This is a genomic window from Streptomyces sp. TLI_105, from assembly GCF_900105415.1.
Lineage (GTDB): Bacteria > Actinomycetota > Actinomycetes > Streptomycetales > Streptomycetaceae > Streptomyces.
In genome coordinates, this window is sequence record NZ_FNSM01000001.1 from 8,356,717 (window position 1) to 8,370,948 (window position 14,232).

General features: G+C 72.9%; 11 protein-coding genes. 9 read left to right on the forward strand and 2 right to left on the reverse strand.

The window, feature by feature from the left end; all coding sequences use genetic code 11:
- Window positions 1–4: 4 nt before the first annotated feature.
- The 5 genes from BLW86_RS38070 (at window position 5) to BLW86_RS38090 (ending at window position 5,317) form a co-directional block, all read left to right on the forward strand.
- Window positions 5–313 carry a hypothetical protein gene (locus BLW86_RS38070; RefSeq protein ID WP_093878240.1) on the forward strand — a complete coding sequence of 103 codons (309 nt, stop codon included), beginning with the start codon at window positions 5–7 and terminating at the stop codon, window positions 311–313.
- Between the two features lie 302 nt (window positions 314–615).
- Window positions 616–2,379 (forward strand): lysyl oxidase family protein, encoded by a 1,764-nt coding sequence (locus BLW86_RS38075; RefSeq protein WP_093878241.1) that lies wholly within the window; start codon window positions 616–618, stop codon window positions 2,377–2,379.
- Window positions 2,380–2,629: 250 nt separating this feature from the next.
- Window positions 2,630–2,863, forward strand: a complete 234-nt coding sequence (locus BLW86_RS38080; protein ID WP_093878242.1) for a hypothetical protein — start codon at window positions 2,630–2,632, stop codon at window positions 2,861–2,863.
- A gap of 276 nt (window positions 2,864–3,139) precedes the next feature.
- Window positions 3,140–4,513, forward strand: a complete 1,374-nt coding sequence (locus BLW86_RS38085; protein WP_093878243.1) for a cryptochrome/photolyase family protein — start codon at window positions 3,140–3,142, stop codon at window positions 4,511–4,513.
- Window positions 4,514–4,699: 186 nt separating this feature from the next.
- A complete protein-coding gene (locus BLW86_RS38090; protein ID WP_093878244.1) occupies window positions 4,700–5,317 on the forward strand; it encodes a sigma-70 family RNA polymerase sigma factor in 618 nt (205 codons plus the stop codon).
- A gap of 172 nt (window positions 5,318–5,489) precedes the next feature.
- On the opposite strand, the gene BLW86_RS38095 is transcribed toward BLW86_RS38090, so the two are convergent.
- Window positions 5,490–6,542, reverse strand: a complete 1,053-nt coding sequence (locus BLW86_RS38095) for a MerR family transcriptional regulator (protein WP_093879092.1) — start codon at window positions 6,540–6,542, stop codon at window positions 5,490–5,492.
- A 210-nt stretch (window positions 6,543–6,752) separates the two neighbouring features.
- Between BLW86_RS38095 and BLW86_RS38100 the strand changes: the two genes are divergently transcribed.
- From BLW86_RS38100 to BLW86_RS38115, 4 genes are all read left to right on the forward strand, one after another.
- A complete protein-coding gene (locus BLW86_RS38100; protein ID WP_093879093.1) occupies window positions 6,753–8,267 on the forward strand; it encodes an SDR family oxidoreductase in 1,515 nt (504 codons plus the stop codon).
- Window positions 8,268–8,465: 198 nt separating this feature from the next.
- Complete coding sequence (locus tag BLW86_RS38105) at window positions 8,466–9,383, forward strand: SDR family oxidoreductase (protein WP_093878245.1); 918 nt, start codon at window positions 8,466–8,468, stop codon at window positions 9,381–9,383.
- Between the two features lie 83 nt (window positions 9,384–9,466).
- Window positions 9,467–9,955, forward strand: a complete 489-nt coding sequence (locus tag BLW86_RS38110) for a MarR family winged helix-turn-helix transcriptional regulator (RefSeq protein ID WP_256341589.1) — start codon at window positions 9,467–9,469, stop codon at window positions 9,953–9,955.
- 232 nt (window positions 9,956–10,187) lie between these two features.
- Window positions 10,188–12,329, forward strand: a complete 2,142-nt coding sequence (locus BLW86_RS38115) for an MMPL family transporter (protein WP_093878246.1) — start codon at window positions 10,188–10,190, stop codon at window positions 12,327–12,329.
- Window positions 12,330–12,508: 179 nt separating this feature from the next.
- Here the strand turns inward: BLW86_RS38115 and BLW86_RS38120 are convergent, their stop codons facing one another.
- Window positions 12,509–13,855 (reverse strand): D-arabinono-1,4-lactone oxidase, encoded by a 1,347-nt coding sequence (locus tag BLW86_RS38120; RefSeq protein WP_093879095.1) that lies wholly within the window; start codon window positions 13,853–13,855, stop codon window positions 12,509–12,511.
- Window positions 13,856–14,232 lie beyond the last annotated feature (377 nt).

Consider the following 14,232-nt stretch of genomic DNA (forward strand, 5'->3'; position numbering starts at 1 on the left):
ACCCGTGGTCCAGATCGTCGAGAACCTCACCGTACTCACCCTCCGGCTCCTGGCCCGGACCGCCCACCCACGGCTGGACGAGTGGGACCTCGCCGCCTGCCAGGTCCTCGCCTCCCTCCCCGTACCGGGCGTGGCCGACCTGATCACCCCCAACCTCACGGGCTCCCGGCTGAGTCTCGGCATCCGGCGCGAGCTGCTCCAGGACGTGGCGCTCGGGGCGACCCTCCACCTCCGGGCGAAACTCGGCTCCTCGGGTGACGTCCTGGCGGAACCCCACCCGGCTGCCGGCGACTTCCGCGTCGAGCAGCCCTGACGGGGCACGTCCGGACCTCGTGGATCCGGCGCGGACGCGCTGGTGGCCCGCCTCGGGGCCGAAGGGCGCGACTTCCCCGAAACTCTGTCCGACGGTGCGGCCCTCTTTCCACCACAGCAGCGCCATTCGGCCAACATCGGGAGGATTTCAGCCCTCCGGACAACCAGGCATCATCTCTTCCCCTCTCACCGCACGGGCGCAGCGAGTGCCTCCCGCCGCACCGGTCGGGCGTCCGTCCCGGCCCGTCGGACGGGTGGCCCGCTGTCCGCCTCCTTCCACAGCACCCGGAGGACGAGGGAACGATGACCACCACGCGTACCACCCGGCTGCGGCGTCCGCTGCTGGCCGGCACCACGGCTGTCGCCGCCATGGCCGTGACGGCCGGCTTCATGGCCGCCACCCCGGAGCAGGCGAACGCCGTGACGGGCCCCAGGCTGAGTCTCGTCGCGGCGACCGGCTCGATCACGCTCACCTCCTGGAAGGAGGAGCCGGGCGTCTACCTGGACCTGGGCACGTACCTCACTGCGGAGGGAACCCCGTTCGAGCTCAAGGCGACCCGGAAGTCCTACAAGGACCCGGTGACCCTCACCCAGACCGTGTACGAGGGCGGCAGGGCCAAGGCGAAGACGCTGCCCCAGGGCACCGTGAAGGACTTCTCCGGGCTGCCCGGCTTCGCGGAGATCACCGTCACCGACAAGGACGGCAAGAAGGTCGTCAGCCGGGCGGAGAGCTTCTGCCCGAACAACGCCAGCGGACGGGTCCGCCCCGACGCGCCCTCCACCTCGAAGTATCCGGAGAGCTGTCCCACCAACCCCTTCACCCTCGGTTCCGTGTGGGGCGTCGAGAAGGGATGGGCCGCCAACACCTACAACGGTTCCTACACCCAGCCGGTGAAGCTCGCCGCCGGCACGTACACGGCCGAGGTCCGGGTCGCCAAGAAGTACCGGGACCTCTTCAAGATCGCCGACAGGCCCGCCAGGGTGAAGGTCACCGTCGAGGAGCGCAGTTGGGAGGAGAACGGCGCCGCGGCCGCCCGAGCGGCCACCGCCGGGGAGCACGCCGGGCACGGCGCCGCCCACCACACTCCGGCCGGTCACGCCGGGCACGGCCCTGGGCACGCTCCGACCCCCGTCCAGGCCGGCGCCCCGGAGACCAGCGGCGCGGGCCCCTCGTACAACGTGGGCCACGGGCCGCTGAAGGCCGCACCGCCGGCCCTGCCGTGGGCACTCAAGAAGCAGCAGGCGGCACGCGCCGACATGCAGGCCGGCGCCATGCAGGCCGGTGACACGGCGGGTCGGACCGACGGCTCGCGACAGGCGCCCGCCCTCACGCCGCGGTCCAAGCGGCCCACCGGGAACCCCTCCGTCCCCGATGTCCCCAAGCCCGACCTGCGGTCGCTGCCGGCCTACGGCATCACCATCAGCGACGGCGACCGGAACATCCCCGGCAAGGACTACCTGGCCTTCAGCGCCAACGTGTGGAACGCCGGTCCGGCCCAGCTCGTGGTGGACGGCTTCCGCTCGCCCGGCAAGGCCAAGATGGACGCCTACCAGTACTTCTACGACGCCCACGGCAAGCAGGTCGGCTACACCCCGACCGGCACCATGGAGTGGGACCCCCGCCCCGGCCACGTGCACTGGCACTTCACGGACTTCGCCAGCTACCGGCTGCTGAAGGCCGACAAGAAGGAAGCGGTGCGCAGCGGCAAGGAGGCCTTCTGCCTCGCCAACACCGACGCCGTCGACTACACGGTGAAGAACGCCAACTGGCACCCGTTCAACACCGACCTGGCCACCGCCTGCGGTCAGGAGAACTCCATCTCGGTCCGTGAGGTCCTGGACGTCGGCTCCGGCGACACCTACACCCAGGACCTGCCGGGACAGTCGTTCGACATCACGGACGTGCCCAACGGCACCTACTACATCCAGGTACTGGCCAACCCGGCCAAGCGGCTGAAGGAAACCGACCTCGGCAACAACAGCGCCCTGCGGAAGATCGTCCTCGGCGGCACGCCCGGCCGGCGGACCGTGACCGTCCCCGCGCACGACCTCGTGAACGCGAACTGATCACACCCCGGACACCGGCACGCCCCCTTCGAGTCGACGGAGCCATGGCACACGGGTGACGGACGCCGGCCCGCAGGGGGTGAGGACGATCTCAACGGGCCGCTGGAAAGCATCGTTTCTGCACGTCCGCGACCCCGCGATCCGCTGTCCGGCATTGGAGTGAGACGTGGTGTCCCGTTGATCCCCGGAGGCGTTTGACCGACTGACGGGCACTTTCTGCCACGTCACTCGGAACTCATGAGGAGTAGCTATGCGTTCTCTGGCCGCGTCTGTCCTGGCCGTGGGAATCCTGTTCGGCGGTGCCGGTGCCGCGCTCGCCCACGACGGAGTCGGAATCGGGAGGTTCGCCGAGGGCGGCGCCGGCTTCGCCTCGCACTGTGCGGCGTCCGGTGTTCCGTCCGTGTACGGAACGATCTTCACCGCTTCGTGCTCGGACGAGGGCTGGGAAGTGGGCGACGAGTTCGACTACCTCGGCGCCCACTGATCTGCGGCCACGCCCGGCAACAGGCACCGCTGAGCATGACCCACGCGTCCCGTGCCCGCGCACGGGACGCGGCGACGGGCCCGCTCTCGCACGCGAGAGCGGGCCCGTTCGCTCTTCGCCCGAAGAACGAGGCCCCGGCGTACTCCGGCCCGGCCGGGGGACCGCGCCCGCCTGCATCCGTCGCCCGAGGCCCGGGGGAACCGCGGATACAGGAGTGCGAAAACCAGTACGCCGGCGCGGCGCGCTCGCGATCGGCGGCCGAACAGGGAGGGCGCGATGACCGTCTCCGTCGTTCTGTACACCTCTGACCTCCGGGTCCACGACCATCCGCCCCTCAGGGCCGCGGTCGAAGGGGCACAGGAAGTGGTTCCGCTGTTCGTCCGTGACCCGGCCGTGGACCGCGCGGGGTTCGCGGCCCCCAACCGCCTGGCCTTCCTCGCCGACTGCCTCACGGATCTGGACCGGGGACTGCGGGACCGCGGCGGTCGCCTCGTGGTGCGGGAGGGCGACACGGTGTCCGAGGTACGGGCCCTGGTGCGGCAGACGGACGCCGACGAGGTGCACATGGCCGCCGGCGTGACGGCGTTCGCCAGGGCACGGGAGGCACGACTGCGCGAGGCACTGGAGGACGACGGCTGTCGGCTGTACGTGCACGACGGCGTCGTCACCGTCGTTCCACCCGGTGACGTCCTTCCCCACGGAAGGGATCACTTCGCCGTGTTCACGCCCTACCACAAGCGCTGGACCGCCGAGCCGCTCCGGACACCGCTGCCCGCCCCCGGAGCGCTGCGCGTCCCCTCGGGAGTGCGGTCCGAGCGCATCCCGCGGCGTTCCGCGGTCACCGGTGTGTCGCCGGCCCTCGCCGTGGGAGGAGAGAGCGAGGGGCGCAAGCTGCTCGGTTCGTGGCTGGCGGACCGGGTCGACACGTACGAGGAGCGCCACGACGACCTCGCGGGTGACGTCACCTCCCGCCTCTCGCCCCATCTCCACTTCGGCGCCGTCTCCGCCACCGAGGCGGTGCACAGGGCGCGGAGGCAGGGCGGCGCGGGGGCCGACGCCTTCGTGCGGCAGGTGTGCTGGCGCGACTTCCACCACCAGGTCCTGGCCGCACGGCCCGAGGCGGCAGGCACGGACTACCGTCCGCGTCAGGACCGTTGGAGGCGGGGCGCGGACGCCGAAGAAGACCTCGCTGCCTGGCGGGAGGGCCGAACCGGCTATCCCGTCGTCGACGCCGCCATGCGGCAGCTCGCCCACGAGGGATGGATGCACAACCGCGGCCGGTTGATCACCGCCTCCTTCCTGGTGAAGACGCTCTACATCGACTGGAGGGAAGGGGCGCGTCACTTCCTCGCCCTGCTGGTGGACGGTGACGTCGCGAACAACCAGCTCAACTGGCAGTGGGTGGCGGGGACAGGCACGGACACCAGGCCGCAGCGCGTCCTCAACCCGGTGCGGCAGGCCAGACGGTACGACCCCGACGGCAGCTACGTCCGCCGCTGGGTTCCGGAGCTCGCCGCCCTCGACGGACCGGCCGTCCACGAACCCTGGCGGCTCACCGGGCTCGACCGGGCGTCCTTCGACTACCCGGACCCGGTGGTCGAGCTCTCCGAGGCCCTGACGCGCTTCCGGCAGGCCCGGAGCACGGCCTGATCCGGATCTCTTTCCTCGCACCAGGCCTGCTGCATCGATTTCGATGCGGAAACGATGCGAGTTGTGCGGAGAGGTGTGACGGCCGGAACGTGAGGTGAGGCGGGGCCGACGAGGCCCCGACGCCGCCGCTCTCGCCGCGGCACGCCCCGGTGGACGCCCGCGCCACCGCCCGCAGGAGGAAGCGTCATGACCGCACACCGGATCACCGGCGACCTCGTCGACCCCTCGGAGCCGTACTCCGGTCACGCACCGCTCGAAGACGGCGACGACCGGATCGCCCGCGGCCTGGTCCGCGGCGACGAGCACTGCCTGGCCGCGGCGTACCGGCGCTGGGGCCGGCTGGTCCACACTCTGGCGGCGCGGGCGCTGGGGGACCCCCGCGAGGCGGAGGACGTCACCCAGCAGGTGTTCGTCGCCGCGTGGCGCGGGCGGGCCAACTTCCGCCCCGAGCGCGGCACCCTGCCGGCCTGGCTCACCGGCATCACCCGCCGGAAGATCGCCGACGCGCTGACCGCCCGCACCCGCCGCACCGAGCTCGCGGCGACCCTCGGCGCCGCCCTGGAGCACGAGGCCCGGACGGACGGGCAGCCCGAGCGGGTCCTCGACCGGATGGTCGTCACCGAAGAACTGGCCAGGCTGCCCCGCGTCCAGCGCGACGTCCTGGAACTCGCCTACTTCGCCGATCTGACCCAGACGCAGATCGCCGACCGCACCGGCATGCCCCTGGGCACGGTCAAGAGCCACGCGCGGCGTGGCCTCCAGCGCATGCGCCACAGCCTCGCGCCCGCCGCGGCCGACGGCTGACCGCCCGCCCGGGGCTCCGGACGACCGGCAGCGGGACACGGGCCTCCCCGCCCGGCCGACGGACGGGGGACGGGCCGGCGGACGGGGGACGGGCCGGCGGACGGGGAACGGGCCGGCGACGCCGGGACCCGAGGGCGGTCGACGGGCCCTCCTCCCACATGAGGAAGCGGGGTCAGCCCTCGCCGCTCCCGGTCGGCTCTCCGTACAGCCGCGAGACCACACCGATCGCCTCGCGCAGTCCGGTGGGACGCACCATCCCGGGAGCGGGCGTCCGGCCGAGCCAGCCGGGGCCCGCGAGAAGGACGAGGGGCGCGGTGCGTGCTCCCCGCACCCCGAAGGCCGTGGCCGCGACGTGCCGGGCCAGGGAGTGGTTCGCCGTGGACCTCGCCTGGGACCAGAGGGCGACGGCAACCGGCCCGGACCGTCGCACCGCCGCGTCCAGCGCCTCCGCGGGTACGGCCGCGCCGAACATCCTCGTCGGCACCCCCCTTTCGGCGAGTCCCGCGGCGAGCGCCTCCAGAGGCAGTGTGTGCTGCTCCGCCGGGACGCAGGCCAGCACGACCGGAGCGGCCGGAGCGGCCGAGGGGGCGATCGCCGGTCCGGTGGCGGCGGCCCGCCGCAGCGCGGTGGAGACGTGCCAGGAGAGCAGGTGCTCCACCTCGACGTAGCGGTCGCCGGACGACTCCCACTTCCGGCCCACGGCGTGCAGCGTGGGGGCCATGACCTCTTCCCAGGCGGTGACCAGCCCGTGCTCCGCCAGCACCTCCTGGAGCAGCCGTTCCATGGCCGGACCGTCGAGGCGCACGGCGGCACGGGCGAGCCCGCGGCACTCCCGCCGTACGTCGCCCAGCGGCAGGCCGCTGCCGGGCCCGGCGCGGCCGGTCCTTCCTGGGGGCACGTCCTCCGAGGACGCGCCCGGGCCCGTCCTCGCCCCGGGGCCGGTCGGAGGGGGGCCGGCGGCCGCGTCGGGAGCGGCCGTCTCGGGAGCGGGGCGTACCCGCCGGGCCGCCCGCGCCGCCTCGGCGGGCGGGACGCCCGACGCCGTGAGACGGCACATCTCCTCGAGCATCGCGACGTCCGCGGGGCTCCACCGCCGGTGCCGTCCGTCCGCGCGCACGGCAGGGCCGATGCCGTACCGCTGGTCCCAGGACCGAACCGTGGTGGGGGAGACGCCCAGACGCCGTGCCACGGCGCCCGTCGTGATCCCGTGGGCCGCATCGGACATGCCCTCCACCATACGACGCGCAAACGATGCGAAGACGAGGTCCGTCGGCACACCGTGTTCCAGGAACGCCTTGCCCAGGCGGCCTCGGAGGCACGCGCACCTCGCCGGTGGGCCGAGGGACAGGGCGGGCCCCGCATCCGTATGCCCCAAGGCGACGAAGAAGCGGTGCAGGGCGTGTACGCCACGGCCATCGGTGAAACGGATCAGCGCATGGACACTCCCACCCCGTCCGAGGGCGCCCGCTGCCTGGTCACCGGCGCGAGCGGCTACATCGGGGGCCGCCTCGTGCCGGAGCTGCTCGACAGCGGCTGTCGCGTGCGCTGTCTCGCCCGGCACCCGGACAAGCTCCGCGACTTCCCCTGGATCGACCGCGTGGAGACCGCGCGCGGGGACGTCACCGACGCCGCGAGCCTCCGCGAGGCCCTCGCCGGCGTCGACGTCGCCTACTACCTCGTCCACTCCATGAGCTCGACGGCGGACTTCGAGGACACCGACCGGCTCGCAGCCCGCACCTTCGCCGCCGAGGCCCGCTCCGCCGGGGTGCGGCGCATCGTCTACCTGGGCGGCCTGGCCCCGCGCGGAGTGCCGGAGGGCGAGCTCTCACCCCACCTGCGCTCCCGTACCGAAGTGGGCCGCATCCTCCTCGACTCGGGCGTCCCCACCACCGTCCTGCGGGCCGCCGTCGTCATCGGATCCGGATCGGCCTCCTTCGAGATGCTCCGGTACCTGACCGAACGGCTGCCGGTCATGGTCACGCCCAGCTGGGTCGACAGCCGGGTCCAGCCCATCGCGGTCCGCGACGTGCTGCGGTACCTGGTGGGAAGCGCCGACATGCCCCCGGACGTCAACCGGACCTTCGACATCGGCGGCCCCGACGTGCTCACGTACCGGCAGATGATGGAGCGGTACGCGGAGGTCGCCGGGCTCCGCAAGCGCCTGATCGTCCCCGTACCGGTCCTCACGCCCCGGCTGTCCAGCCAATGGATCGGTCTCGTCACGCCCGTCCCCGCCTCCCTGGCCCGGCCCCTCACCGAATCGCTCCGGCACGAGGTGGTCCGCACCGAGGACGACATCACGCGGTACGTCCCGGACGGGCCCGGGGCACCCGTCCCCTTCGAGGAGTCCCTCCGGCTGGCCCTCCGCCGCGTGCGCGAGGCCCGGGTCACCACCCGCTGGTCCTCCGCCTCGCCGCCCGGGGCACCGAGCGACCCGCTGCCGACCGACCCGGACTGGGCGGGCGGCAGCCTCTACACGGACGAACGGACGCGCACCGTCGACTCGAGCCCGGAGTCGCTGTGGCGGGTCATCGAGGGGGTGGGCGGGGAGAACGGCTGGTACTCCTTCCCGCTCGCCTGGGCCGTCCGGGGGTGGGCGGACCGGCTCGTCGGGGGAGTGGGACTGCGCCGGGGACGCCGGGACGCGGCGCGTCTCCGGGTCGGTGACGCGCTGGACTTCTGGCGCGTCGAGGAGATCGACCGCGGACGCCTGCTGCGCCTCCGGGCGGAGATGCGCCTGCCGGGTCTCGCGTGGCTGGAGATGGCCGTCGACCGGGACGAGCGGGGCCGGACGTCGTACCGGCAGAGGGCGCTCTTCCACCCCAGGGGCCTCGCGGGCCAGACGTACTGGTGGAGCGTGGCCCCCTTCCACGCCGTGGTCTTCGGCGGCATGGCCAGGAACATCGCCCGGACCGCCGAGACGGAGGGCAAGCGGCGGGACACGCCGTGAACGAAGGGCGATCGCCGGTGCCGGACGAACGCGGCTCCGCGCATCCGGACACCGCCACGAAGGGAAACACCTGGAGGGCGACGAACACCGCAGACCGGACGCACCCCGTCGCCCGCTCCTTCCCGGAGCACCTGCACCGGCTGATCACCACCCTCGAAGGGCCGGGCGCGCCGCGCCCGCCCTCCCACGGAGGCCGCCATGAACCATTCACGGGATCTGCGAGGGCGTACCGCGGTCATCACGGGGGCCGCCCGCGGACTGGGCGCGGGTCTGGCCCACCGGCTCGCCGAGCGGGGGATGAACGTGGCCCTGCTCGGCCGGGAGGCCGCCACACTGGAGGCGGTCGCCACGACCCTCCGCACGGAGAGCCACGTCGTCGAGGTCGACGTCACCGACGACGCCGCCATGTGCCGGGCCTCGGACGACGTGGCCCGGCGCCTCGGAGCCCCGTCGGTGGTCATCGCCAATGCCGGTGTGGCCGAAGGCGGCCCGTTCGAGAGCTCCGCCCCGGAGACCTGGCGCCGTGTCATCGAGGTCAACCTCGTCGGGAGCGCGATCACCGCGCGCTCCTTCCTTCCCGGGCTGCGCGCCACGCGCGGTTACTTCCTCCAGGTCGCCTCGACAGCGGCCTTCGGCGCGGCCCCCATGATGAGCGCCTACTGCGCCTCCAAAGCCGGGGTCGAGGCCTTCGCGCGCTCCCTCCGCGCCGAAGTGGCCCACACGGGCGTCGCCGTGGGCGTGGCCTATCTGCACTGGACCGACACCGACATGATCCGCGATGTCGACCGCCACACGGTCCTCCGGGAGCTGCGCGGACACATGCCCGCGCCTGCCCGCCGGGTGTACCCGGTGGACCGGGTCTCGGCCTGGCTCGCCCGCGGGGTCGACCGCCGCTCTCCTTCCGTCTACGCGCCGCCGTGGCTCAGGCTCGCCCAGGCCGCACGCCCGTTCTTCCCCCTCGCCGTCGATCTGCTGTCACGTCGGGAACTGCCGCGTCTCATGGGCGAGTCCGCGTTCGACCAGACCGGTCTGCTCGGACCCGGCGGTCGCATCGAGGCGGCGTCGCTCGACCGTTCCACCACCGGCTCGGCCGACGACGCGCCGGAGCGGGCATGAGGCGCCCGGCCCCGTCGGCGCGTACACGCTGTGGGAGAGCGGCTGGTTCCGTGTTCACCACGACGTCCGCATAGGCTGTCCGTGTGGATGACGGGCATGTGGGGGCGATCGTGACGGACGACGGGAGCAAGGCCGATCCGCAGAAGTTCGCGGTCGCTCTGCGCCGGACCCTCGGTGAGATGAACCGTCTGGTGCACGGCTTCGCCTCCAACGAGAACTTGCACCCCACCGACGTCCATGCGCTCTCGTTCGTGCTCGACAACCCCGATACGGCCACCCCGGGACTGTTGAGGGAGCATCTCGGCCTGACCTCCGGTGCGGTGACCGCCTGCCTCGACCGCCTCGAGAAGGCCGGCCACATCCGTCGCAGCAGGGCCGACGACGACCGGCGCGTGGTGCGCATCCACTACGTCCCGGGCGCCCGAGCGGCGGCGCGGGCCCATTTCATGCCGCTCGCGCAGGCGGCGGACCGTGCGCGCGACCGGTTCACGAAGGACGAGATCGCGGTCGTTCTGCGGTATCTGGACGCCCTGAACGAGGAACTCGGCGAACTGCGCGTTCCCCGCCGCTGACGCTGCCCGGCGCGGTCCACCCGGTCGGCGCCACGTCTGCGCCGCCGCCCGGGTGCGGCGGCGCGGGTTTCCCGGAGCCGCATCCGAGTCGGACCGGCGTGCGGAAGCCATGGTGGTCGACTCGGGGCGCGGTGTCCGTGCGTTCCCCCTGACGATGTGCGAACCGGTCCATGCTTCAATCTATCTCGATCATTGAGATAATCAATTGTCGAGAGACCTTCGGAGAGTTTCCATGTCCGCATTCCCGCGGTGGGCGAGCAGACTGCTGCCGCTGCTGGTGATCGTCGTCTGGCTCGCCGTCGGGGGAGGGCTCGGCCCCTACGCCGGCAAGCTCGGCGAGGTGGCGACCGACGACCAGGCCGCCTTCCTACCCCGCACCGCGGAGTCCACCCTGGTCCTGCGGCAGCAGGAGACGTTCCGCCAGGAGGAGACCCTGCCGGCCCTGGTCGTCTGGACGGCGGAGGGCGGGGGGCGCCTCGCCCCGTCGGCCCGGGCGGCCGCCACGCAGGCCCTGGCCTCACTCGAAGGCACGCGAGGAGTGGTCGGTGCGCCCTCCCCGGCGTTCCCGTCCGAGGACGGCGAGGCCCTGCGAGGCATCGTCCAGCTCCGCCCCGACCTCGGCGACGAGCTGCCCGTGACCCTGGACAAGGTCGAGGCCGCGGTGTCCGCCGTGCCGGGGACCGAGACATGGGTGGCCGGCCCCGCCGCCACCCAGGAAGACCTCCGTGACGCCTTCGCCGGCATCGACGGTCTCCTCCTCGTCGTCGCTCTGGTGGCCGTCCTGGTGATCCTGCTCCTGGTCTACCGGAGCGTCCTGCTGCCGCTGCTGATCATCGTCGGCGCCGTCTTCGCCCTCGGTCTGGCCTGTGCCGTCGTCTACGTCCTGGCCGACCAGGCCATCGTGCGGGTCGACGGCCAGGTACAGGGCATCCTGTCCATCCTCGTCATCGGCGCCGCGACGGACTACGCCCTCCTGCTGGCCGCCCGCTACCGGGAAGAGCTCGGCGCCCGTGACGGGGACAGGGTTCCGGCCATGCGCGCCGCCCTGAGGCAGTCCCTCGGCCCCATCGTGGCCAGCGCCGCCACGGTCGCGCTCGGTCTGCTCGCCCTGCTGCTCAGCGATCTCACCAACAACCGGGCGCTCGGCCCCGTCGGCGCCATCGGCATCGCCTGCGCCGTCCTCAGCGCGGTGACGTTCCTCCCCGCCGCCCTGGTCCTCCTCGGGCGGGCCGCCTACTGGCCGGCCCGTCCCAAGGCCACCGCCGGAGACGACGCGCACCCCGTCTGGCGCAAGGTCGCGGCCCTCGTCGACCGCGTGCCGCGCAAGGTCTGGGCCGGCACCCTCGCCGCCCTGCTCGTCTGCGCCTCCTTCGCTCCCGCGCTCGACTCGCAGGGCGTCCCGCTCGACGAGATCTTCGTCAAGGACGCCCCGTCCGTGGCCGCCCAGGCGCGCCTGAGCGAGCACTTCCCCGGTGGCGCGGGCAACCCCGCCGTCGTCGTCGCCGACGCGGAGGCCGCGGAGCAGGTGCGTACGGCCGCGGAGGGCGTCGACGGGGTCGACTCCGCGACCCCCTTCACCGTCCCCGGCACCGCACGGCCGCTGGTCGCGGACGGGCGCGTCCGGATCGACGTCACCCTCGCGGACGCCGCGGACTCCGATGCCGCCAAGGACACCGTCGGGCGCCTTCGTACCGCCCTGCACGCCGTACCGGGGGGCGACGCCCTCGTCGGCGGCTACACCGCCCAGCGGTACGACACCCAGGCCACCGCCGAACGGGACAGGGCGCTCATCGTCCCGGTCGTGCTGGCGATCATCCTGGTGATCCTCGTCGGCCTGCTGCGCTCCTTGCTGCTGCCCGTACTGCTGGTGGCGACGGTCGGGCTCAACTTCCTGGCCACGCTGGGGGTCTCCGCCCTCGTGTTCGAGCACGTCCTCGGGTTCACCGGGACCGACCCGGCCGTCCCCTTGTACGGATTCGTCTTCCTGGTCGCCCTCGGCGTCGACTACAACATCTTCCTCATGTCGCGGGTGCGCGAGGAGGCGGTGCTGCACGGCACGCGGGAGGGCGTGCGCCGCGGCCTGGTCGCCACGGGCGGGGTCATCACCTCGGCCGGCGTCGTCCTCGCCGCCACGTTCGCCGCGCTGGGCGTCATCCCGCTGGCGTTCCTGGTCCAGATCGCCTTCATCGTGGCCTTCGGCGTCCTGCTCGACACCCTCGTCGTCCGGTCGCTCCTGGTTCCGGCCCTCGTCCGGGACATCGGCCCCGCGGTCTGGTGGCCGGGCTCGCTCCGGCACCGTGATCCGGACGGCGGCGACCGCGGACGGAGCCGGCCCGGTGCCAGGCCGGCCGCTCGGCACCACGGCGAGCAGTGAAGCCGGCGAAGACCGCGAGTGAGGGGCTCCCGGTGGCCGAGACGGAGTAGGAGGGCCGCCTCCAGTCCAGGTACGTCGTGCATGGCCGCGCCGGCGATCTAGGTCGGGTACTCGATCTCCACGGGGAACGGGGAGCCGGCTGACCGGCAGGAGCAGGAGCAGGACGTCGTCGGCGGGGGTCAGACAGGGTGACCGACGCCGTCGTGGACGGGTACGGCATCCGGGGCGAGCCCCAGGACGCGGTCGAGGTAGGGGTTGGCGAAGACCCCGGTCGGGTCGAGGGTGTCGCGCAGGGCGACGAAGTCGTCGAAGCGTTCGTAGCGGGGGCGGAGGGCATCGGCGTCGAGCGTGTGCATCTTGCCCCAGTGCGGGCGGCCGCCGTAGGAGCCGAGGATGTCCTCGCACGCCTCGAAGTAACGGCGGTACGGCATCCGGTGGTACTGGTGGAAGGCGATGTAGCAGCTCTCCCGCCCCTGCGCGGTGGACAGCCAGATGTCGTCGGCGGCCGAGAACCGCACCTCCAGCGGAAAGGACACCCGCTCCCCGGTGGCGTCGATCCACCGCTTGATCTCCCGGAGCGCGTCGACGGCGTGCTCGCGGGGGACGGCGAACTCGCCCTCGTGGAAGCGGACGTCGCGCGGCGAGGCGAAGACCCTGGGGGACAGGTCCGTCCACTCGCGCGCGGACATCGCCCGCGCCGCGAACCGGGCGATCGGCGGCACCAGGGCCGGGACCGCCGTGCCGAGCCGGCACAGGCCCTCGAAGCCGAGGCCGCTGACCGTCTCGTCGACACGGCGGCTCAGGGCGCCGATCGGCTTCAGCGGCGTGTCCGCCGGCAGCCGGCGAAAGCGCCGGGTCAGCGCGGTCTCGCTGTGCGGGAACCAGAAGAACTCGAAGTGGTCGTTGTCCTCCGTGAGTTCGTCGACGCGGTCCAGGACCTCGGCGACCGGCATCGCGGTGTCCCGGGCGTGCAGGGCGAACTGGTCGACGCACTGGAGCGTGACCTCGGTGACCACGCCGAGCGCCCCGATGCCGACCCGCGCGGCCCGGAACAGCTCGGGCCGCTCGTCGGCGGAGCAGCGGACGACCGAGCCGTCGGCCAGGACCAGTCGCAGCGCCCTGACCTGGGTGGCGATGCCGCCGAAGCGCAGCCCCGAACCGTGCGTCCCGGTCGAGATGGCACCGGAGACGGTCTGCCGGTCGATGTCCCCCATGATCTCCATGGCCAGTCCGTGGGAGGCGAGCAGCGGACCGAGCCGCCACAACGGCATCCCGGCCCCCACCGTGACCAGCCCGCTCTCCCTGTCCACGGAGCTCGGACCGGCCAAGTGGTCCAGCCGCACCTGGACGCCGGGCGCCACGGCGGCGCCGCTGAACGAGTGCCCGGAGCCGACCGCCTTGACCCTCAGCCCGTCCCGTACCGCCTCCGCGACGGCGGCGGCCACCTCCTCCGTACGCGTCGGCCGCAGGATTCGAACAGGGCGGGCCCGCTCGCTGCCGCACCAGTTGCGCCACACCTCGGTCATGCGGGAAGTCCTCTCGACGGGATCGACGGGATCGACGGGATCGACGGGATCGACGGGCTCGACGGGATCGACGGGATCGACGGGATCGACGGGATCGACGGAATCGGTGATCGACGGGATCGACGGGATCGACGGGATCGACGGAATCGGTGATCGACGGGATCGACGGGATCGACGGAATCGGTGATCGACGGGGAAGGAGGGCCGACGGCGCTCGTCGGCACCCTCGATGGCACGCGACCGGGTCGCGGTCCCCGGAAGCCTGAACTTGGTCCGTCGTCGAAGTCAAGGCTTCAGGACGCTTGACCTGGACAACCGACCAAGACAAGGTGGGCGCCACCCGAGCCGGTCCCGGCCCTGGTCCCGGCCCCGGTCCC